The organism is Kitasatospora brasiliensis, from assembly GCF_032654805.1.
Taxonomy (GTDB): domain Bacteria; phylum Actinomycetota; class Actinomycetes; order Streptomycetales; family Streptomycetaceae; genus Kitasatospora; species Kitasatospora brasiliensis.
The window spans coordinates 480,436-498,970 of sequence record NZ_JAUOOW010000004.1 but is presented as its reverse complement, the minus strand read 5'-3'; the positions used below and the strand labels follow the sequence as shown (position 1 = coordinate 498,970).

Here is an 18,535-nt window from a genome sequence, read left to right as displayed (position 1 = left end):
ACCGGGAGTTGGACCGACCACGCCTCAACAGCCGTTGAAGACAGCCACTCCTGGCTCTCAAGATGGTCATCGAGGGTGTAAACCGCTCAAATCGGTGGTGCTTCGAACGTCGATACGGGTACACAAGTTGACGGTCGCTCAGGTGTGTGGCGGCGCCCGTCCCGCGCCGCCGCACCCCGTCCCTCGCGACCGGAGGACCAGCGGGCCTTCGTGCCCGTACGAAAGGCAAGGAGGCGTCCGTGCTTCACGACTCGCACGCGCAGAACTCCCCCGGCGTCCGGCGGAGCATCCAGGACGTACGGACCATCGCGATCCTGCGCCTCGGCGTCGGGCTGATCGGCATCCTGCTGCCGCCGGCCCTGCCGTTCGGCAACTGGCTGTCCGCCGAGGTGATGGGGCGCAGCACGGACGGCTTCTGGCCGGCCTCGATGAGCGCCTCGTACTACACCGGCACCCGGAACCTCTTCGTCGGCGGGCTGTGCGCGCTCGGGGTGTTCCTGATCTGCTACCGCTTCGACCACCGGGACGACCGCTGGAGCACGGCGGCCGGGTTCTTCGCGCTCGGGGTGGCGCTGTGCCCGACGAGGCCCGACGGCGCCTCCGGCGTCCAGCGCACCGTCGGGGTGTTCCACCTGGTCTTCGCCGGCCTGCTGTTCGTCATGCTGGCGATGTTCTGCCTCTACTCCTTCCGCAACCCCCGCTCCACCCAGCCGGCCCGGGTGAGCACGGCGTACCTGGTGGCCGGGGTGGTGATCCTGGTCGCCCTGGGGTTCTCCGCCCTGGCCGGGTTGACGGGCATCGGCTCCGACTGGTCGGTGCGGCCGCTGTACCTGGGCGAGTGGCTGGCGACGTGGGCCTTCGGCATAGCCTGGATCGGCGCCGCGCTCGAACTCGCGGCGCACGGCCGGGCAGGCGACGACGCCGCCACGGTTCCCCGTCAGGCGAACGCCCCGCTCGAACCGAGGCATCCGGAGGCGCAAGCCTGAGGCCCTGTCATCTCGTCGTACCGGGTGACCGTTACCATGCGCACCATGAATCGCCGCCACAGCGGCCGGTGACGGATGCCCAACGACGGGAGAGCAAGCATGGTGAACGAGGTCCGGGCTGAGCAGGAGCCGCGGAACGACCACCCGTCAGTGGACCTGCGGATGGACGTTCCGCACTCCGCCCGGGTCTACGACTACCTCATCGGCGGCAAGACCAACTTCGAGGCGGACCGGACGGCGGCGCATGCCTCGGTGCAGGCCTGGCCGTCGCTGCCGATCTCGATGCGCACCACCCGCGACTTCATGCAGCGGGCGGTGCGCCACCTCGCCGAACAGCACGGTGTGCGGCAGTTCCTGGACATCGGCACCGGTATCCCCACCTCGCCGAACGTCCACGAGATCGCCCAGTCGATCGACCCGGCGGCCCGGGTCGCGTACGTGGACAACGACCCGATCGTGCTGACCCACGCGCGGGCCCTGATGGACAGCACGTCCGAGGGCCGCACCTGCTACGTGGACGCCGACTTCCGCGATCCGCAGTCCATCATCGACAACCCCCAGTTGCGCGAGGTGCTCGACTTCTCGCAGCCGGTGGCGCTGTCGCTGATCGCGATCGTCCACTTCGTGCTGGACGAGGACGACCCGCAGGGCATCGTGCGCCGCTTCATGGACGCCCTGGCGCCCGGCAGCTTCCTCGCCCTGACGGTCTTCACCGGCGACACCGACCCGGTGGGCGTGGGCGGCGTCGGGCGCGAGTACAACGCGCGCGGCATCCCGCTCCAGATCCGCGACAAAGCCGAGACCGAGGCCTTCTTCGCCGGCTTCGAGCTGCTCGACCCGGGCGTCACCCTGGTGCACCACTGGCACCCGGAGGCGGACGCGGCGCCCGTCCGGGACCAGGACATCGCGATGTACGCGGGCGTGGCCGTCAAGCGCTGAGCGTCGGCGCCTCACGACCCGCGCCTCACGACCCGCGCCTCACGATCCGCGCCTCACGACCCAACGCGGAATCGTTTCAGCGGGATCGCTGCCGCGGAGGCGGGCCCGGTCAGCCGGACACGGAGACCAGGCCCGCCTCGTACGCCAGGATCACCAGCTGCACCCGGTCGCGGGCGTCGAGCTTGGCCAGCAGCCGGGTCATGTACGTCTTGACCGTCGCGATGCTGAGCACCAGTTCGGCGGCGATCTCGGTGTTGGACAGGCCCCGGCCGACCAGGGTGAGGATCTCGCGTTCCCGGCCGGTGATCGCCGCCAACCGCCGCTCGACGGCGGCGGGGCCGGGGACGGGACCGGCGGCCGGGTCGGGCCCCCACTGGGGCGGGCGGGCGCCGACGAAGGCGCCGATCAGCCGCCGGGTGACGCTCGGTGCGATCAGCGCGTCCCCGGCGGCGACCACCCGCACCGCGCCGAGGATGTCATCCAGCGCCATGTCCTTGACCAGGAAACCGGACGCCCCGGCGTGCAGCGCCGCGTACACGTGGGCGTCCTCGTCGAAGGTGGTCAGCACCACCACCCTGGTCGGCCCGCCCCCGGCGGTCACCAGCCGGGTGGCCTCGATGCCGTCCATCCCGGGCATCCGGATGTCCATCACCACCACGTCCGGCCGCAGTTCGGCGGCCAACCGGACGGCTTCCGTGCCGGTGCCCGCTTCGCCGACCACCTCGACGTCCGCCGTCTCGGTGATGACCATCTCCAGCGCGGCCCGCACCAGCGGCTGGTCGTCGGCCAGGACCACCCGGATCACGCGCCCGCCTCCGTCCGTACCGCTTCCGTCCGTACCGCTTCCGTCCGTACCGTTTCCGGCACCGGCAGCCGGGCGGCGACCCGGAAGCCGCCCCCGGGCAGCGGCCCGGCGTCGAACTCCCCGCCCAGCAGGGCGACCCGCTCCCGCAGCCCGGCCAGCCCGAACCCGCCGCCGGGCCCCGGGCCCCGGCCCTGCCCACGGTCCGTCACCGCCACGGAGAGCTCCCCCGCCGTCCGGTGGTCCACCGAGACCACGCAGGCGCCGACGTCCGCGTGCCGCAGCACATTGGTGACCGACTCCTGGACGATCCGGAAGGCCGCGAGGTCGACCTCCGGCGGCAGCGGCCCCGGCTCACCGTGCCGCCGCACCTCCACCCGCACCCCCGCCGCGGTGGTGGCCCCGGCCAGCCGGTCGAGGTCGGCCAGGCCCTGCCGCCCGGTGTCCGAGGCCTCACCGTCGGCCTGGCGCAGTGCGACCAGCATCCGGCGCAGCGCGGCGAGGGTCTCCCGCCCGGCGGCCTCGATCTCGCCCAGCGCCTGCTTGGCCCGCTCGGGCCGACGGTCGATCACCCGGCGGGCGGCGCCGGCCTGGAGGGCGACGATGCCCAGGCTGTGCGCCACGGTGTCGTGCATCTCCCGGGCGATCCGCAGCCGTTCGGCGGTGACGGCCTCCTCGGCCACCCGGGTGCTGAGCGCCTCGGCGTGCTCCCGGTTCTGCCGCACCGAGCGGCCGACCAGCCAGGCGACCAGGGCGAGCAGCACGGCGCCGTCGGCCGAGCCGATGTGGGTGCCGGAGAAGATGCCCACCGTGTTTCCGCGCACCATGCCGATGTGCAGCACCAGGAGGAGCATGACGAGCGCGAACGCGGGCCGGGAGCTGCGCCGCGGCCGGGTCGCGGTGATCAGGCAGAGCGCGGTGTCCACGGCGAGCAGCGCGCCCGGCGGCACCTGGGCGCCGGCGGCCCAGCCGTCGGTCTCGGTGAAGGCGGCGATCAGCAGCAGGGCGACCGAGAGCACCGGCAGCCGCCGTACCAGCGCCGCGCCCGCGAACGCCACCACGGAGTCGGCCAGGGTGAAGGCCCAGCCGCCGTGCGCGGCGGCGCCGGAGTGCTGGGGGGCGTCACCGCCGAGCCGGACGGCGGGGTAGCCGACGGCCACGCACCAGGCGAGACCGACCCAGGCCTCGGGCGGAAGGCGCCTCAGCAGCGGCGGAGACAGGGGTGAGGGCATGGTCCGAGATCGTAACGACGGTCCGGGAACGCCGTCATCCAGCCGTGGTTGTACGGCCCCGGGTGACCAGCGGTGTCGACGCCGGTCCGATGTGCCCGGCCCGCTCCCCCGGGCACCGTGGGGCCCATGATCGACGTCACCGAACTGACGAAGCGCTACGGCCGCGGCAGCCGCGTCCGCACCGCCGTCGACCGTCTCACCTTCACCGTCCGACCCGGGCGGGTCACCGGCTTCCTCGGCCCCAACGGCGCGGGCAAGTCCACCACCCTGCGGCTGGTCCTCGGTCTGGGCGACCCCACCTCCGGCACCGTCACCGTCGACGGCCGTCCCTTCCGCGGCCGGCCGCGCGGCCTGCGGCACGCCGGCGCCCTGCTGGACGCGGGCGACGTCCACGGCGGGCACACCGGCCGGGCCCACCTGCGGGCGCTGGCCCGCGCCAACGCGATCCCGGCCGCGCGGGTCGAGGAGGTGCTGCACGAGGTCGGGCTCGCCCGGGCGGCCGACCGCCGCATCCGCGGCTACTCGCTCGGCATGCGGCAGCGCCTGGGCATCGCGGGCGCGCTGCTCGGCGACCCGCCCGTGCTGCTCTTCGACGAGCCGCTGAACGGCTTGGACCCGGAGGGCGTGCTCTGGGTGCGCGGGCTGTTCCGGCGGCTCGCGGACGAGGGGCGGACGGTGTTCGTCTCCAGCCACATGATGGCCGAGATGGAGCACACCGCCGACCACCTGGTGGTGATCGGCCGCGGCCGGCTGATCGCCGACGAGAGCCTCGCCGAGTTCTCGGCCCGGGCCGACCGGGCGGGCCGGACCACCGTCACCGTCCGGGCCGCCCGACCCGACCGGCTGGCCGCCGTGTTGACGGCGGAGGGCGCCGCCGTCCGGCCCGGACCGGACGGCGCCCTGGAGGTGACCGGCCTGGACACCGTACGGATCGGTGAACTCGCCCTGGAACAACGGATGTTGCTGCACGCCCTGACCACCCGGGGCGCCTCCCTGGAGGAGGCGTTCATGGCACTGACCGCCGACAGCGTCGAGTACCCCGCCGGAGAGCCCCGTTGAACGCCCTCACCCTCCCCCACCGCTCCGAGCCGCGTGCCCGCTTCGCCGACCTGCTGGCCGCCGAGTGGATCAAGTTCTGGTCGCTGCGCTCGATCCCCTGGGTGCTCGGCCTCAGCGCCCTGGCGATCGTCGCCGCCAATCTCAAGTCCGCGCTGTACACCCGCGACCACTACACGCCGGGCGAGGGCGACCCGGCGGTCATGGCGCAGGTGGCGCTGAACGACGCCTTTAACCTCGCCTCCGCCGACATCCTGATGCTGGCGGCGGGCGGCATCGGCGCCATCGTCATCGCGGGCGAGTACGCGACCGGGCTGATCCGCACCACGCTGGCGGCCGTGCCCGACCGCCGGGCGGTGGTCACCGCCAAGGCCTGCGTACTGGCCGCCGTGCTGACCGGTTTCGGGGTGCTCACCGTCGGCGTCTCCTTCGGCGCGAGCCAGGCGATCCTCTCCGACGTCGGCATCGGACAGTCCGTCACTGACCCGGCCGCGCTGCGGTACGTCGCGGCGGCGGTGCTGTTCGGCCCGGTCTGCGCACTGGTCGGGCTCGGCGTCGGCACGCTGATCCGGCACAGCGCGGGCGCCGTGGTGGGGACGGTCGTGGTGCTCTTCTTCGTCCCGTCGCTGATCACCGAGCGCTACCGCTGGAGCGCCGACCTGCTGCACGCCCTGCCCCTGCCCGCCTGGCAGCGGCTGGCCCGCACCTCTCTCGCGAGCCTGCGCCCGTCCGTCTACCCGGCCACCGTCGCCGGCGCCTGGATCACCTTCGCGGCCTGGTCGCTGGCCTCGGTGGCCCTCGCCGCGGCCGCGATCCACCGCCGGGACCACTGACGGCACGAGGGCGAGCCTCAGAACGCCGCGATGCTCTCCGGCGCCCGCTCGGCCCGGCTGAGCGCCCGCAGCACGGCCGCCTGACCGTGCCGCCGGACGGCCAGGCGGGCCAGCAGGCCGATCACCGACTCGGCGGTCTCCGGCGGGAGTTCGGGACTGGGCAGTCCCACGCTGACCGCCAGGTCGTCGCCGTGGACGGCCAGCTCCATCGTGCGGGTGGCCAGCAGGTCGTCAAGGGTGAGCGACCATGGGCCCCGGGGTGTGTCTGACAATTCGCGCCGGATCAGGGCGCGGCGTTGGGGTGCGTGCATCGCAAGGCGGAGGAAGGAGTCCATGCGGAGCATCGGCGACTGACGACAACGCCGCGAGGTGCGTGCCCCGGCGTCGCGCACCCGGCGGGAATTGTCAGACACACCCCACTAGGGCAGCCGGGCCGGGCGGGTGCCGTCCGCCGCCGCCAGGCCTGCACCACCTCCGGGCGGCGCAGCAGCTCCCCGGCCAGGGCCGCGGCGGCCAGGAAACGCGCCCCGGCCACCGTCACGGCCCGTCCCCCGCCCTCGGACCGGCGGCCCGGAAGCTGCCCCGGCCCGAGGCCATGTCGGCGACCGCGACCAGCAGGGCCACCAGCACCAGGCCGGCCGCGACCGTCACCCCCAGTTGGAAGGCCAGGGCCCAGTCCGGGCGGGGGCCGGCGGCGTGGGCGAAGAACACCGAGCCGACGATGGCGATGCCCACCGCGGAGCCGACCCGCTGCGCGGTCTGCAACACCCCGCCCGCGCTGCCGGCCCTGGCCACCGGCACCTGCTGGAGGGTCAGCGTCTGGTTCGGGGCGATCACCAGCCCGCTGCCCGCCCCGGCGACCAGCAGCGGCAGCGCCGTCGTCCAGCCGACGTCGGGCCCCGACCAGAACTGCACCGCGAGCGCCGAGGCCAGCAGGCCGGCCAGCACCAGCACCAGCCCGGCCACCACCAGGCGCCGCCCGAGCCGGCTCACCAGCCGGCCCCCGACCGCCGCGGAGACGCCCGAGCCGACCGCGAACGGCGTGATCGCCAAGCCCGCCGTCAGCGCCGAGTAGTGCAGACCCGCCTGGAGGTAGAGCGTGAAGATGAAGAAGATCGCGGTGAACCCGGCGAAGTACACCAGCGACAGCAGCGTCCCCGCCGCGTACGGGCGCACCGCGAACAGCGCCATGCTCACCAGCGGCTCGTGCCGCCGTCCGTAGGACAGCTCCCAGCCGACGAAGGCGGCCAGCAGCACCGCCGCCAGCGGCAGCAGCAGCCAGCGGGTCCAGCCGTGCCACTGCTGCGCCTGGACGAACGGCAGCAGCAGCGAGACGGTGCCGGCGCCGAGCAGCAGCACCCCGACCGGGTCGAAGTCGCGGTGCCCGGCCCGCTGGTCGGCGGGCGGGGGCGCCGGGAGCAGCCGGTAGGCGACCGGCAGCGCGGCGATGCCGATCGGCAGGTTGACCAGGAACACCCAGCGCCAGCCGTTCTCCGGGCCGACCAGGTGGATCAGCACGCCGCCGAGCAGCGGCCCGACGGCGGTGGACAGCCCGATGGTGGCGCCCAGCGCGCCGAAGGCCCGGCCGCGCTCGGCGCCCTGGAACAGCACCTGGATGAAGCCGGACACCTGGGGCACCAGCACTCCGCCCGCCGCGCCCTGGAACAGCCGGGCCAGCACCAGCCATTCCTGGTTCTGCGCCGCCCCCGCGAGCGCGCTGGCCACGGTGAACAGGGCGAGCCCGGCGAGGAAGACGGCCCGTCGGCTCCGTGCGTCGCCGAGCCGCCCGGAGGGCACCAGCACCAGGCCGAAGGCCAGCGCGTAGCCGCTGAGCACCCACTGGAGGCCGCTGTCCGACATGTGCAGCGCGGCCCGTACGGTCGGCAGGGCGACGTTGACGATGCTGATGTCCAACAGGGTCATGAAGCCGGCCACCAGACAGACCGTGAGCGCCCGCCAGCGCCGGGTGGCGTCCCGGCCGCCCACGGCGGTGGAGCCGGGATCCGGTGGGGGCGCGGTGCTGCGGGGGTGGTCGGCGGTCATGGGGAGCCTCTTCCCGAGGGGGGAGCCTCTTCCCCGGGGCCGGGGGGCGGAGCCCGGGGCGTCCTGGTCCATGGCTGATCGTCGGTCGGCTTCGCTCGGCCCATCGTCGCCCGGCGCCCCGCGCCCCGCCACCGGGCCGATCCCGCTGTCCGTCACCCGAACGGGCGAACCGGATCGCGACCGGAGGCCGTACCCCGGAGGCTGACGGCATGACCGTCGCCACCGAGACCGCTCCCTCCGCCCCACCGGTGCTGGACGTCCGGCAGCGGAACGTCGTCTTCGCCACCATCGTGCTCGGCATGCTGCTGGCCGCCCTGGACCAGACCATCGTCGGCACCGCGCTGCCCACCATCGTCGCCGACCTCGGCGGGGCCGCCCACATGTCCTGGGTGGTGACCTCCTATCTGCTGGCCGAGACGATCGCCACCGTGCTGGCCGGCAAGTTCGGCGACCTGTACGGACGCAAGCTGCTGTTCCAGATCTCGGCGATCGTCTTCGTCGGCGGCTCGTTCCTGTGCGGCCTGTCCACCAACATGACGCTGCTGATCGCCTGGCGGGCCGTGCAGGGGATCGGCGCGGGCGGCCTGATGGTCACCTCCATGGCGCTGATCGCGGACGTCATCCCGCTGCGCGAGCGCGGCAAGTACCAGGGCGCGATCGGCGCGGTGTTCGGCGTGGCCACGGTGATCGGGCCGCTGCTGGGCGGGCTGTTCACCGACCACCTGTCCTGGCGCTGGGCGTTCTACGTCAATGTGCCGATCGCGGTGGTGGTGGTCGCCGCGGCCGCCCGGACCATCCCCTCGGTGCGCTCGGCGGTCCGGCCGGTGGTCGACTACCCGGGCATCGCGCTGGTCGCGGTCGGTGCCGGCGCGCTGATCCTGGCGACCAGTTGGGGCGGCAACCAGTACGCCTGGGGCTCCGGGGTGATCATCGGCCTGTTCGCCGGCGGCGCGCTGGCGCTCGGCCTGTTCTGCTGGGTGGAGGTACGGGCGGCCGAACCGATGCTGCCGATGCGGCTGTTCCGCAACCCGGTGTTCACGGTCTGCTCGGTGCTCAGCTTCATCGTCGGCTTCGCCATGCTCGGCGCGCTGACCTTCCTGCCGACCTTCCTCCAGTACGTGGACGGCGACTCGGCGACCGTCTCCGGCGTCCGGACGCTGCCGATGGTGATCGGCCTGCTGATCGCCTCGATCGGCAGCGGCAACGCCGTCAGCAAGACCGGGAAGTACCGGCTGTTCCCGATCGTCGGCACGGCGGTGATGGCCGTCGGCCTCTACCTGCTCTCCCGGCTCGAAGCGGGCACCGGCACACTCCTCGCCTCCTGCTACATGTTCGTGCTCGGCGCCGGCATCGGGCTGAGCATGCAGGTGCTCACCATCGCCGTGCAGAACACCGTCGACTACGCCGACCTCGGCACCGCCACCTCCGGGGTGACCTTCTTCCGCACCATCGGCAGCTCCTTCGGCACCGCCGTGTTCGGCACCATCTACGCCAACAGCCTCAAGACCGAACTCGCCCACGGGATCGCCACCTCGGCCCGGCTCACCGGCGCCGACCCGGCCGTGCTCAGCCACGCCGCGGAGAGCCCGCACGGACTTCACCAGCTGCCGGCCGACCAGGTCGCACCGATCGCCCAGGCCTACTCCGACGCCCTGCACACCGTGTACCTGTGGACCATCCCGGTGGCCGTGGTCGGCTTCGTGGTGGCGTTCTTCCTCAAACAGGTGCCGTTGCGCGACACCGCCCGGGCCGGCTCCACCGACATGGGCGAGGGCTTCGCCCAGCCGACCACCGCCGACTCCGACCCGCACCTGGAGTACTCGGTCGGGAAGATCGTGCGCGGGGTGGACCTCGGCACCGTCCGGACGATCGTCTCCGACGCCGGCACCGGGGTGGACCTCGCCGGGGCCTGGGCGCTGATGGAGGTGGCCAGGCACACCCAGGCCGTCGGCCACGCCTCGCTCGACCTCATCGCCGCCCGCAAACGGGTGCCGCCCGAGGTCCTGGAGCCGGTCTTCGACCGGATGGCCACCGAGGGCTACCTGCGCCGCGAGGGCGACCTCCTCGCCCCCACCGACGCCGGCACCCAGGAGGTCCGCGTCCTGGCCCGCGCCTGGTCGCACTGGCTCAACGCCCGCCTCGACGCCGACGCCGGCCGCCCCCGCAGCCCGCAGCTGCGCGCCGCCGCCGACGCGATCGCCTGGCGCCTGCTGGCCGAGGACCTCGCCAACGGCCTCCCGGCCCACGCCCGTCCGAGCAAGAGCTAAGGCGCTGCCCGGACCTCGCAGCGCAGCCCGCGGAAGGTGGAGGAGCCCATTTCGGGGTTCTCGTTCTCGTTGCTGGTCAGCAGGTTCACATTGCTGTCCCGCCAGCCGCCCTCGGGGCCGCGCTCGGGGTACCACCAGGCCGCCGGGGCGACCACCACGTCGGGGGCGATCCGGTCGGTCAGCCGCACCCGCAGGCGGATGCGGCCGGTACGGGTGGCGACCTCCGCCCAGTCGCCGTCGGCCAAGCCCTCCCGGGCGGCCGCGTCGGGGTGGATGTCCAGCCGGGGTTCGGGCTCCTTGGACCGCAGCGAGGGCAGGTCGCGGAACTCGGAGTTGAAGTAGAACGGCGAGTGGGCGGAGGTCAGCAGGTAGCGGCCGTCCTGCGGGGTGCCCACCGGCGGACCGGCCACCGGCAGTGGCGGGTACCCGAAGACGCGCAGCGCGTCGCAGCGCAGGCCCACCTTGCCGCTGCGGGTGCCGAAGCCCCGGGTGCGGTACTTGTGGTACTCCAACGGCGTTGCCCGGTAGTGGAGTTCGGCCAGCTGCCGCCAGTCCATGCCGATCGGTTCGAGCCGGGTGTCGAGCGACTCCCGGGCGTCGGGCCAGAAGTCGGCGGACAGGCCGAGCCGGTGGGCGAGTTCGGTGAGTATCCACTCGTCGGAGCGGCTGTCGCCGACCCGGGCGAAGGCCCGGCGGGCCGCGACGTAGTGCGCGTGCTCGACGATCTGGTCGCGCTCCAGCCAGCCGCCCACCGGGAGGACCACGTCGGCCATGGCGGCCGTGGGGGTCATCCGCAGGTCCACCACGGCGAGGAAGTCCAGCCGTTCCAGGGCGCGCCGGACGCGGTCGGAGTCGGCGTAGTTGAGCAGCAGGTTGCTGCCGTGCACCAGCATGGTGCTGACGGGGTGGGGCGCGTCCGGTTCGAGGACGGCGTCCCAGACCGATCCGGGGTGCGCCCACCCGGACATGGCGAGGATGCGGTGCCGGTCCCCGCCGAGGCGTTTGGCGGCCTGTTCCTTCGGGAGCAGTTCGGCGCGCGGGAAGGAGCGCCGGCCGTCGATGCCCGGAGGGTCCCACAGCACGTCGCCGCCGGGCCGGTCGATGTTGCCGCAGATCGCCGAGAGCAGCAGCAGGGCCCGGCAGGTGTGGAAGGAGTCGCGGTGCTGCTGCGGTCCGGTGCCCAGTTCGATGGCGGCGCTGGGCGCGGCCGCGTACGCCAGGGCCGCGGCCCGGATCTGCTCGGCGGGGATGCCGGTGCGTTCCTCGACGGCCTCCGGCGGGTAGTCGGCGACATGGGCGGCGAGGTCCTCGAAGCCGACGGTGTGGGCGGCGACGAACGCGTGGTCGTACGCGCCGGCCTCGATCACCGTGTGGATCATCGCCAGGGCCAGCGCCGCGTCCTCACCCGGGCGGACTTGGAGGAAGCGCTCGGCCCTGGCGGCCAGCGAGGTCCGGCGGGGGTCGACCACGATCATCCGGGTGCCCTCCCGGACGGCCGCCAGCAGGCGGGTGCCGATCACGCCGTCCCCGTGGGTGAGCGCCTTGTTGGAGCCCCAGACCAGGACCAGGTCGGGGCCGCCCTCGTAGTCGCAGAAGGTGAAGCCGCCCAGGGTGAGGATGCCGGCCATCACCCTCGGGTAGAAGCAGACGTGGGCCGGGCCGAGCACGTTGGGGCTGCCGAAGCTGTTGGCGAACCGGAACAGCCACTCCTGGTAGTTGCGGTCGGTGCCCTGGGCGAACACCACCGATTCGGGGCCGCCGTCCTGGCGCGCCTTGTCGAGGGCGGCGGCGATCCGGTCGAGCGCCTCCGGCCAGCCGATCGGGCGGAACCGGCCGCTGCCGCGCGCTCCGGTGCGCAGCAGCGGGGTGGTCAGCCGGTCGGGGTGGTGCAGCTGCTCCAGCGAGGCCCGGCCCTTGGCGCAGAGGAAGCCGCGGTTGTTCGGGTTCTCCTGGTCGCCCTCGATCGCGGTGAGCCGGCCGCCCTCGACCGTGACGACGGCCCCGCAGCCGCCGTGGCACATCCGGCAGACCGTCCGGTGCCGGCCGTCCTCGGCGAGTACCTGGACCAGCGGCAGTGGTCGGCCGGAGCGTTCGGCGGATTGCTGCGGGGACATCGGGCCTCCGTCGGGGGTGGGTCAGGAGCGGCGGCGCGGGCCCCGTTCGGCGTGGGCGCGCATCAGGTCGCGGCAGGTCTCGTCGTCGATCGGCCGGATCGCCTCGCGCAGGGTCAGCCCGGAGACCCGGGGCAGCCGTTCGCGCAGCCAGTCGGCGATCTCCTCGGGGTGGTGCTTGGCGCCCTCGCGCAGCGCCCAGCCCAGCGCCTTGCGGACGAAGAACCGCGAGTCGGTGAGCAGCGGGTCGGCGAGGTCGGAGAAGTCCGGGAAGTAGTGCGGGAACTCGCCCCGGTCGCGCAGGGCCAGCAGGTAGCTCAGGATGCCGCCGCGGCGCACCCACTGGTGCTCGTCCCGGCTCCAGCGCAGGAAGTCCTCCGCGGTCTCGGGCAGTCGCAGCAGGAGCGCTCCGGCGCCCTTGGGGGCGATCAGGTCGACGTGCGCCCAGGTCTCGCACTCGCGCAGCAACTGCTCCAGGTAGTCGGTGTCCTGGCGTTCCAGCAGGTCGGCGCGGCTCTCCAGGAGCAGGGCCGCGCAGGAGCGGGACTCGTGGACGGGCGGGGCCCACAGTTCCTCGGTGAGTTCGAGCAGGGTGTCCCGGTCGAGCCCGGGGTGGTGGCGCAGGAAGGTGCGCACCACGGTGCGCATGGCGGGCAGCGGCACCCCGATGTGCTCCAGGCCGCTCTTCAGGTACGCCTTCTCGCCCTCGGCCCGGCCGGGGACGGCGCTGTCCTCCAGGGAGGCCCTGAGCTGGTCGGCGAGGACGGGGGCGGGCGGGGTGTCGGGGGCGGCCGGGCGGGCCGGGGTCGTGCGGGTCACCGAGGTCTCTTCCGGTCGTACGGGTTCCGGCGGGCCGGGCACGGGGGTGGCCCGGCCCGCCGGAGGTCTGTGGGTCCTGTCTACCCCAAGGGATCGACGCTCGGTCAGGATCCCTCGTGGTAGGGGTACTTGAGCTCGGCGGCCCACAGGTACTCGGCGGCCTGCCGCCCGCCGCGGCCCTCGGTGTAGCGGAACACGTCCTGCCAGATCGCGCTCACCTTGTCGTTGCGGTAGGCGACGCTCGGGCCCTGCTGGTCGTACCAGCGGACGATCTCCAGGAAGAACGGGCCGGAGGCGTCCTCACCGTAGTAGACGGTGCCGCGGTCCCCGGTGGTGAGCTTCTCGTCGCGCAGGGTCGGCCAGTCGCGGGCCATCAGGCCGTGGAACTCGGCGACCTTGTCGGGGCGGACGAGGTAGTGGGCGAGCCCGGTGAAGCCGTCGTCCTCGGGGACGTCGGGCTCCTCGGTGAAGTAGCCCATCTTGTGGACGATCGGGTAGTCCACCGGCGGCCGGCCCTCGCGGGCTTCGGTGATGGCCGCCATCTCCTGCCAGATCGCGTTCACCTCGGGGGTGTTGAAGGCCCGGCTGACGGCGTTCTCGTCGACCCAGGTGACGAGCTCGAAGAAGACCGGACCGTACTCGCTCTCGCTGTGGTAGACGGTCGCGGGCTGGTCGGTGACCAGGCCGTGTGCCTTCAGCGTGGGCCAGTGCCGGGCGATGATGTCGCGGGCCTGCTCGGCACAGCCAGGCTTGACCATGTAGGTGGCCATCATGTGCGTGGAAAGGATCACGGGCGACTCGGACATGTGCGCACTCCTCGCTTCGGTGGTTCGGTTCGCTTCGGTGGTCGGTCTGCGGTGAGGGGCCGGCCCCTGGGGGTCGGCAGGACGGGCCCTGGGGTCAGGCCGGTTCGGCGGCCGCCGTCTTCCGGCTGCCGGGCGGTGGTTTGGGCGCGCCGAAGGACGGCTGCGGCACGTCGCGGATGAGGACGAAGGCCGCCACCCAGCCGACCGCCAGCAGCGCCACCGGGAGCAGCAGCCCGCTGTGCATGGCACTGGTGAAGGCGTCGGCGAAGGCGTCCTGGACCTTGGCGCCCTGGGCCGGGTCGGCGCCGGTCGCGGTGGGCGGCGCGCCGCCGCTGCCGATCTTCAGCGCGCCGTCGGTGAGCGGGGCGAAGGCCTGTTTGAAGCCGTCCCTGGCCTCGGCGGGCAGGGCCTCGGCCTGCTGGTCGACCCAGTGCCGCAGGCCGCTGCTGAGCCGCATCGAGAGCACCGCGCCGATCGCCGCGCTGGCGAGCAGTCCGCCCACCTCCTGGGCGGTGTTGACCAGGCCGGACGCCACCCCGGCCTGCGGCGGCGGCACTTGGCGCATGCCGACGCTGAACAGCGGCGAGAACACCAGGCCCATCCCGAAGCCGGTCAGCACGAACGGCCCGAGCAGTCGGAGGGTGCCGGTGTCCGTGCCGGTGACCAGGATGAACGAGCCCAGTCCGGCGGTGAAGCAGGCCAGTCCGGTGAGGATGACGGCCTTGCCGTTGCCCCGGTCGGAGAGCTTGCCGCCGACGCCGGCCACCAGGGCCGAGGTGAGCGGCATCGCGGCGATGGTGAAACCGGCCCGCAGCGGCGACATGCCCAGCACGATCTGGAGGTACATCGAGATCGGCAGGAACGCGCCCAGCATCGAGAAGCCCATGATCGCGGCGACGATGTTGGCCGAGGCGAAGTTGCGCAGCCGCAGCAGGTCGAAGGGCAGCAGCGGGCCCGAGCGCTGGTGGCGGCGCTGGTCGATGGCGAACCAGGCGAGCAGCAGCAGGCCGGCCCCGATCGCGGCCCAGGCGGTGGGCCCCCAGTCCAGGCGCTCGCCCTCGATCAGCCCGAAGGCGAGTCCGGTGAGGCCGAGGATCAGCAGGGCGGTGGGGGCGATCGCCAGCGGCTGCCGTTTGCCGGGCCGGTAGTCGTCCACGTGCTTGATCACCAGGTAGGCGGTGGCCAGCCCGATCGGCAGGTTGAGGTAGAAGATCCACCGCCAGTCCAGGTAGCTGACGATGACCCCGCCGAGCGTCGGGCCGGTCAGCACCGCGAGCCCCGACAGGGCACCGGTGAACCCGAAGGCGGCGCCCCACTTGGAGGGCAGGAAGACCATGGTGACGATCGGCAGGATCTGCGGGGCCAGCATCGCGCCGCCGATGCCCTGGACGGCCCGGGCCGCGATCAGCACACCGGCGTTCGGCGCCACGCCGCACGCGCAGGAGGCGAGGACGAACAGCGCCAGCCCGTACAGGTAGACCCGGCGGGGCCCGAAGAGGTCGCCGAGCCGGCCGGCGACGATGAGCAGGGTGGCGTAGCCGAGGATGTAGGCGCTGAACACCCACAGGCCCTCGTCGAGCGAGGCGTGCACGCCGGACATCACATGGGGCAGCGCGATATTGACGATCGTCATATCGAGCAGCGTCATGAAGAAGCCCATGCTGAGCACGCCGAGAATCAGCCAGGGACTCTTCCGGCCCGGGCTTTCGGTGGTTGGCATAGGTGGCTCATTTCCTGGGACACGAGAATCGGGCGGCGCGAATTCGGCCGCCCGCACCCGGTCGGCGCGAGTTCGTTCGGACGAATTCGGTCGGCACGACGTCGGAATCCCGACGGCGGGGAGCGGCGGAGGGACGGCGCGGGCCGGACGGGCTCAGTCGGCGCGGCGCAGCAGCACCGCGTTGGCCTCGATCTTGAGCACGTCGGTGTGCAGTTGGAACGGGATCAGCGGGCCCGTGCTGAACAGGTCGGACGGGAAGTGCCGGGCCACCGAGGGGGCGTCCACCGGTTTGAAGGGGAACGTTCCGCCGCGGCTGCCGCGCAGGTAGAGCAGTCCGCCGGGGCGCAGCAGCCGGGCCACCTCGGCCACGTAGCGGTCGCGGTCCTCCGGGCCCAGGTGGTGGAAGCAGCCGCGGTCCACGAGGAGTTCGAACTCCTCGTCCGGGAGGTCGAGCCGGCGGACGTCGCCGACCGACAGGTCGATGTCCAGGCCGAGTTCGGCGGCACGCTGGACGGCGAGGGCGATGGCCTCCGGACTGATGTCGACCCCGCCCGCGCGGTAGCCGGCCCGGGCCAGCGCGACGGTGTCCCAGCCGGTGCCGCAGCCGAGGTCCAGGGCCCTGGCCCCCTCGGCGGCGGGCATCGCGGCGAGGAATCCGACCAGGTCGGGCGAGCAGGCGCTGAGTTCCCAGTACTGGTGGTGGTCACCGGCCCGGTAGGCCCGGTCCCAGTCCATGGTGGTCGTGGTGGTCATGGCCGTAAGCCCCTTCGGGAGACGCGCCGGGCCGCGCGGTACGGCCGACGGGGCACGCCGGACTGCGTGCAGGAGGAGAGGTGGCCGCCCTCGTGCGGGGCGGTCGCCGGTGCCGCGGGCTCGGCGGTGGCGTACCAGCCGACCGTCTCGGGGCGGCCGGGCGACAGCACGGGCGAGCCCCGGTAGATCCGGTAGCGGGGCCAGGACGCCACCGGTTCGGGCCCGGCGACCGCGCCGACCCGCCGGTGCCGGACCGACGGGTCGGCCCGGGCCGAGTCGCCCCGCCACAGCAGCAGCCGCTCGTCGAGGACGGAGAGCACCCGGATGCCCAGGCTGTCCCGGCGCGGGTCGAGCAGGGACAGCCCGGCGATCCGCTCGCGCGGCACCGACAGACAGGCGTCGAAGCGCCGGCGGTCGGGGGCCGTGGACTCCGGGTCGTCGTACAGGATTTCGATGCCGACGGTGCGGTCGTCCGAAATCCCTCGGTTGAACAGGAACGCCGTGAGCTGGAGCCAGGTGGATTCCCACGGAATTCCGCCGGACGGGTGTCGCAGGCTGATCACGGCTATCGGTCTGGGCAGCACCGGGAGCCATTCTCCGGCGTCCACGGTTTGCGCACCTATTGCGTGCGTCTGATTCACGGGTGTGACGCTACCAACGCTCCGGCGATCGCGTTTGACTGTCCTGGACACGTTCAGGACCAATGTGCGAGCACCGAGCACCGGGCACCGGGCCGCCGCCGGGCTCAGCCGCGGTCGGCCCGCAGCAGCGCCGCCGCCCGCGCGACGCTGCGCGCCAGTTCGTCGACCCGGGCGCCGAGCTCAGGATCGGTCGGCTCGCCGTCGGCCAGGGCCGTCCTGGCCTGCGGCACCGCGACCTGCTCGGGCACCATCCAGGCCCGGTACCAACGGACCACCAACCGCAGGTGGTTGAGCGCGTTGGAGTTGCTGCGCCCGCCGAGCGCGCAGATGGCGCCGAACACCTTGCCCTCGACGTGCTCGAAGTCCAGCAGGTCGAGCGCGTTCTTCAGCGCCCCGCCGATCGTGCCGTGGTACTCGGGCCCGGCCAGGATCACCCCGTCGGCCGCCCGGACCTCCTCGCGCAGCAGCTTGACGTCGGGTCGGCTGGGCCACGGCTCCTTCTTGTCGCCGTTGCAGAACGGCAGGTCCAGCTCCCGCAGGTCCAGCAGCGCGGTCCGGCAGCCGTCCCCCTCCAGGACGGCGACGGCCCGCCGCAGCAGGAGCTGACTGGTGGAGTCGGGGCGCATCGAGCCGCCGAGGCCGAGGATCCTCGGCGGCCGGCGGGGGCTCACTCCTCCTCGCAGATGGCGTCGGCCGGGCAGCAGTCCATCGCCTCGTACACCAGCTCCTCCTCGTCCTCGTCGGCCGGCTGTCTGGCGACGTAGGTGTAGCCGGCCGCGTCGTTGCGGACGAAGGCCTCGGGTGCGATGCACCGGCAGGTGTCGCAGTCGGTGCACTCCACGTTCACGTAGAACCGGCCCGGCACGTTGTCGGGCAGCCGTACCGGCTCGGGGAAGCCGCTCACGGCCGGCTCCGCCCGGCGTGCACCAGCTCCAGCACCCGGTCGGTGTCGGTGCGCAGCAAGTGCCCGTAGGTGTGGCCGAGTTCGTCCTCCGGCGCGTACGCCAGCACCTCGACGCCGTCGAAGCCCGCCAGGTAGTCCACCACCCGCCGGACGTGGTCGGGGGTGTCGACGCTGAGGCCGATGTGGGACATCAGGGCGCGCTTGCGCTCGGCCGGCTGCTCCGCCCAGGTGCCGTAGCTGCGGCAGGTGAAGAACTCCACCTCGGTGCCGCGGGCGGTGCGCAGGTTGATCCAGTGCCCGGGGGTGCCGTGCTCCCGGGGGGCGATGTGTGAGGGGCCGGTGGAGACCTGGTCGACGCCGGGGTGCGCCCGGACGGTCTCCAGCCAGCCCTCGAAGTCCTCCTCGCAGCGGTAGTCGCCCAGGTAGGCGGCGACGTGGTGCAGCCCGGTCAGCCGCAGGGTGCGGGCGTCCAGCGGCTGGCCGAAGAAGGCGAGCAGTACGTCGGACGCGCTCACCTCGGCCGTCCGGTCGGCCCAGTCGAGCACGGCGTCCAGGTACGGCGCGCGGTCGGCTCCGGTGGGCAGCCACTCGGTGGCCGGGAACAGCAGGCTCGTCTGCATGGC

At 73.2% G+C, this 18,535-nt stretch carries 18 protein-coding genes; 5 read left to right on the top strand and 13 right to left on the bottom strand.

Annotated elements, in window-relative coordinates:
• The first annotated feature begins 239 nt into the window (after positions 1–239).
• Complete coding sequence (locus QWJ13_RS18380; RefSeq protein WP_316525689.1) at positions 240–986, top strand: hypothetical protein; 747 nt, start codon at positions 240–242, stop codon at positions 984–986.
• A 99-nt stretch (positions 987–1,085) separates the two neighbouring features.
• The gene (locus tag QWJ13_RS18375) at positions 1,086–1,925 is read left to right on the top strand and encodes an SAM-dependent methyltransferase (RefSeq protein ID WP_316525688.1); all 840 of its coding nucleotides are present in this window, start codon (positions 1,086–1,088) and stop codon (positions 1,923–1,925) included.
• A gap of 109 nt (positions 1,926–2,034) precedes the next feature.
• On the opposite strand, the gene QWJ13_RS18370 is transcribed toward QWJ13_RS18375, so the two are convergent.
• Both QWJ13_RS18370 and QWJ13_RS18365 read right to left on the bottom strand, forming a co-directional pair.
• A complete protein-coding gene (locus QWJ13_RS18370; protein ID WP_432277558.1) occupies positions 2,035–2,676 on the bottom strand; it encodes a response regulator in 642 nt (213 codons plus the stop codon).
• A 50-nt stretch (positions 2,677–2,726) separates the two neighbouring features.
• Positions 2,727–3,959, bottom strand: a complete 1,233-nt coding sequence (locus tag QWJ13_RS18365) for a sensor histidine kinase (RefSeq protein ID WP_316525687.1) — start codon at positions 3,957–3,959, stop codon at positions 2,727–2,729.
• 126 nt (positions 3,960–4,085) lie between these two features.
• Between QWJ13_RS18365 and QWJ13_RS18360 the strand changes: the two genes are divergently transcribed.
• Together QWJ13_RS18360 and QWJ13_RS18355 are read left to right on the top strand one after the other, a co-directional pair.
• Positions 4,086–5,018 carry an ABC transporter ATP-binding protein gene (locus QWJ13_RS18360; protein WP_316525686.1) on the top strand — a complete coding sequence of 311 codons (933 nt, stop codon included), beginning with the start codon at positions 4,086–4,088 and terminating at the stop codon, positions 5,016–5,018.
• Positions 5,015–5,848 (top strand): ABC transporter permease, encoded by an 834-nt coding sequence (locus QWJ13_RS18355; protein WP_316525684.1) that lies wholly within the window; start codon positions 5,015–5,017, stop codon positions 5,846–5,848. The genes QWJ13_RS18360 and QWJ13_RS18355 overlap by 4 nt, the downstream gene beginning before the upstream one ends.
• Positions 5,849–5,865: 17 nt before the next feature.
• Here the strand turns inward: QWJ13_RS18355 and QWJ13_RS18350 are convergent, their stop codons facing one another.
• Both QWJ13_RS18350 and QWJ13_RS18345 read right to left on the bottom strand, forming a co-directional pair.
• Entirely contained in the window at positions 5,866–6,120 is a 255-nt protein-coding gene (locus tag QWJ13_RS18350; RefSeq protein ID WP_316525683.1) for a hypothetical protein, read from the bottom strand.
• 265 nt (positions 6,121–6,385) lie between these two features.
• The gene (locus tag QWJ13_RS18345; RefSeq protein WP_316525681.1) at positions 6,386–7,891 is read right to left on the bottom strand and encodes an MFS transporter; all 1,506 of its coding nucleotides are present in this window, start codon (positions 7,889–7,891) and stop codon (positions 6,386–6,388) included.
• Positions 7,892–8,100: 209 nt separating this feature from the next.
• On the opposite strand from QWJ13_RS18345, the gene QWJ13_RS18340 reads away from it, so the two are divergent.
• Positions 8,101–10,158: an MDR family MFS transporter gene (locus QWJ13_RS18340; protein WP_316525680.1), complete on the top strand. Its 2,058-nt coding sequence runs from the start codon at positions 8,101–8,103 to the stop codon at positions 10,156–10,158.
• Here the strand turns inward: QWJ13_RS18340 and QWJ13_RS18335 are convergent.
• From QWJ13_RS18335 to QWJ13_RS18295, 9 genes are all read right to left on the bottom strand, one after another.
• Positions 10,155–12,272: a molybdopterin-containing oxidoreductase family protein gene (locus tag QWJ13_RS18335; protein ID WP_316525679.1), complete on the bottom strand. Its 2,118-nt coding sequence runs from the start codon at positions 12,270–12,272 to the stop codon at positions 10,155–10,157. The genes QWJ13_RS18340 and QWJ13_RS18335 overlap by 4 nt on opposite strands.
• Positions 12,273–12,293: 21 nt before the next feature.
• Positions 12,294–13,088 carry a DNA alkylation repair protein gene (locus QWJ13_RS18330; protein ID WP_316525678.1) on the bottom strand — a complete coding sequence of 265 codons (795 nt, stop codon included), beginning with the start codon at positions 13,086–13,088 and terminating at the stop codon, positions 12,294–12,296.
• 104 nt (positions 13,089–13,192) lie between these two features.
• Entirely contained in the window at positions 13,193–13,894 is a 702-nt protein-coding gene (locus tag QWJ13_RS18325) for a hypothetical protein (RefSeq protein WP_316525677.1), read from the bottom strand.
• Positions 13,895–13,988: 94 nt separating this feature from the next.
• Complete coding sequence (locus tag QWJ13_RS18320) at positions 13,989–15,614, bottom strand: MFS transporter (protein WP_316525676.1); 1,626 nt, start codon at positions 15,612–15,614, stop codon at positions 13,989–13,991.
• A gap of 153 nt (positions 15,615–15,767) precedes the next feature.
• A complete protein-coding gene (locus tag QWJ13_RS18315; protein ID WP_316525674.1) occupies positions 15,768–16,367 on the bottom strand; it encodes a class I SAM-dependent methyltransferase in 600 nt (199 codons plus the stop codon).
• Positions 16,364–16,975, bottom strand: a complete 612-nt coding sequence (locus tag QWJ13_RS18310; protein WP_316525672.1) for a hypothetical protein — start codon at positions 16,973–16,975, stop codon at positions 16,364–16,366. Before QWJ13_RS18310 ends, QWJ13_RS18315 begins: the two co-directional genes overlap by 4 nt.
• A gap of 137 nt (positions 16,976–17,112) precedes the next feature.
• Entirely contained in the window at positions 17,113–17,679 is a 567-nt protein-coding gene (locus QWJ13_RS18305) for an NADPH-dependent FMN reductase (RefSeq protein ID WP_316525670.1), read from the bottom strand.
• Positions 17,676–17,912: a ferredoxin gene (locus QWJ13_RS18300; protein WP_316525669.1), complete on the bottom strand. Its 237-nt coding sequence runs from the start codon at positions 17,910–17,912 to the stop codon at positions 17,676–17,678. The genes QWJ13_RS18305 and QWJ13_RS18300 overlap by 4 nt, the downstream gene beginning before the upstream one ends.
• Positions 17,909–18,532, bottom strand: a complete 624-nt coding sequence (locus QWJ13_RS18295) for a hypothetical protein (RefSeq protein WP_316525668.1) — start codon at positions 18,530–18,532, stop codon at positions 17,909–17,911. The genes QWJ13_RS18300 and QWJ13_RS18295 overlap by 4 nt, the downstream gene beginning before the upstream one ends.
• Between the last annotated feature and the right edge of the window lie 3 nt (positions 18,533–18,535).

Excerpts from the sequence above, each read along its gene's own strand:
- QWJ13_RS18375 (WP_316525688.1), top strand. The coding sequence starts at position 1,086 with ATGGTGAACGAGGTCCGGGCTGAGCAGGAGCCGCGGAACGACCACCCG.
- QWJ13_RS18370 (WP_432277558.1), bottom strand. The coding sequence starts at position 2,676 with ATGGTCATCACCGAGACGGCGGACGTCGAGGTGGTCGGCGAAGCGGGC.
- QWJ13_RS18365 (WP_316525687.1), bottom strand. The coding sequence starts at position 3,959 with ATGCCCTCACCCCTGTCTCCGCCGCTGCTGAGGCGCCTTCCGCCCGAG.
- QWJ13_RS18360 (WP_316525686.1), top strand. The coding sequence starts at position 4,086 with ATGATCGACGTCACCGAACTGACGAAGCGCTACGGCCGCGGCAGCCGC.
- QWJ13_RS18345 (WP_316525681.1), bottom strand. The coding sequence starts at position 7,891 with ATGACCGCCGACCACCCCCGCAGCACCGCGCCCCCACCGGATCCCGGC.
- QWJ13_RS18340 (WP_316525680.1), top strand. The coding sequence starts at position 8,101 with ATGACCGTCGCCACCGAGACCGCTCCCTCCGCCCCACCGGTGCTGGAC.
- QWJ13_RS18335 (WP_316525679.1), bottom strand. The coding sequence starts at position 12,272 with ATGTCCCCGCAGCAATCCGCCGAACGCTCCGGCCGACCACTGCCGCTG.
- QWJ13_RS18325 (WP_316525677.1), bottom strand. The coding sequence starts at position 13,894 with ATGTCCGAGTCGCCCGTGATCCTTTCCACGCACATGATGGCCACCTAC.
- QWJ13_RS18320 (WP_316525676.1), bottom strand. The coding sequence starts at position 15,614 with ATGCCAACCACCGAAAGCCCGGGCCGGAAGAGTCCCTGGCTGATTCTC.
- QWJ13_RS18315 (WP_316525674.1), bottom strand. The coding sequence starts at position 16,367 with ATGACCACCACGACCACCATGGACTGGGACCGGGCCTACCGGGCCGGT.
- QWJ13_RS18295 (WP_316525668.1), bottom strand. The coding sequence starts at position 18,532 with ATGCAGACGAGCCTGCTGTTCCCGGCCACCGAGTGGCTGCCCACCGGA.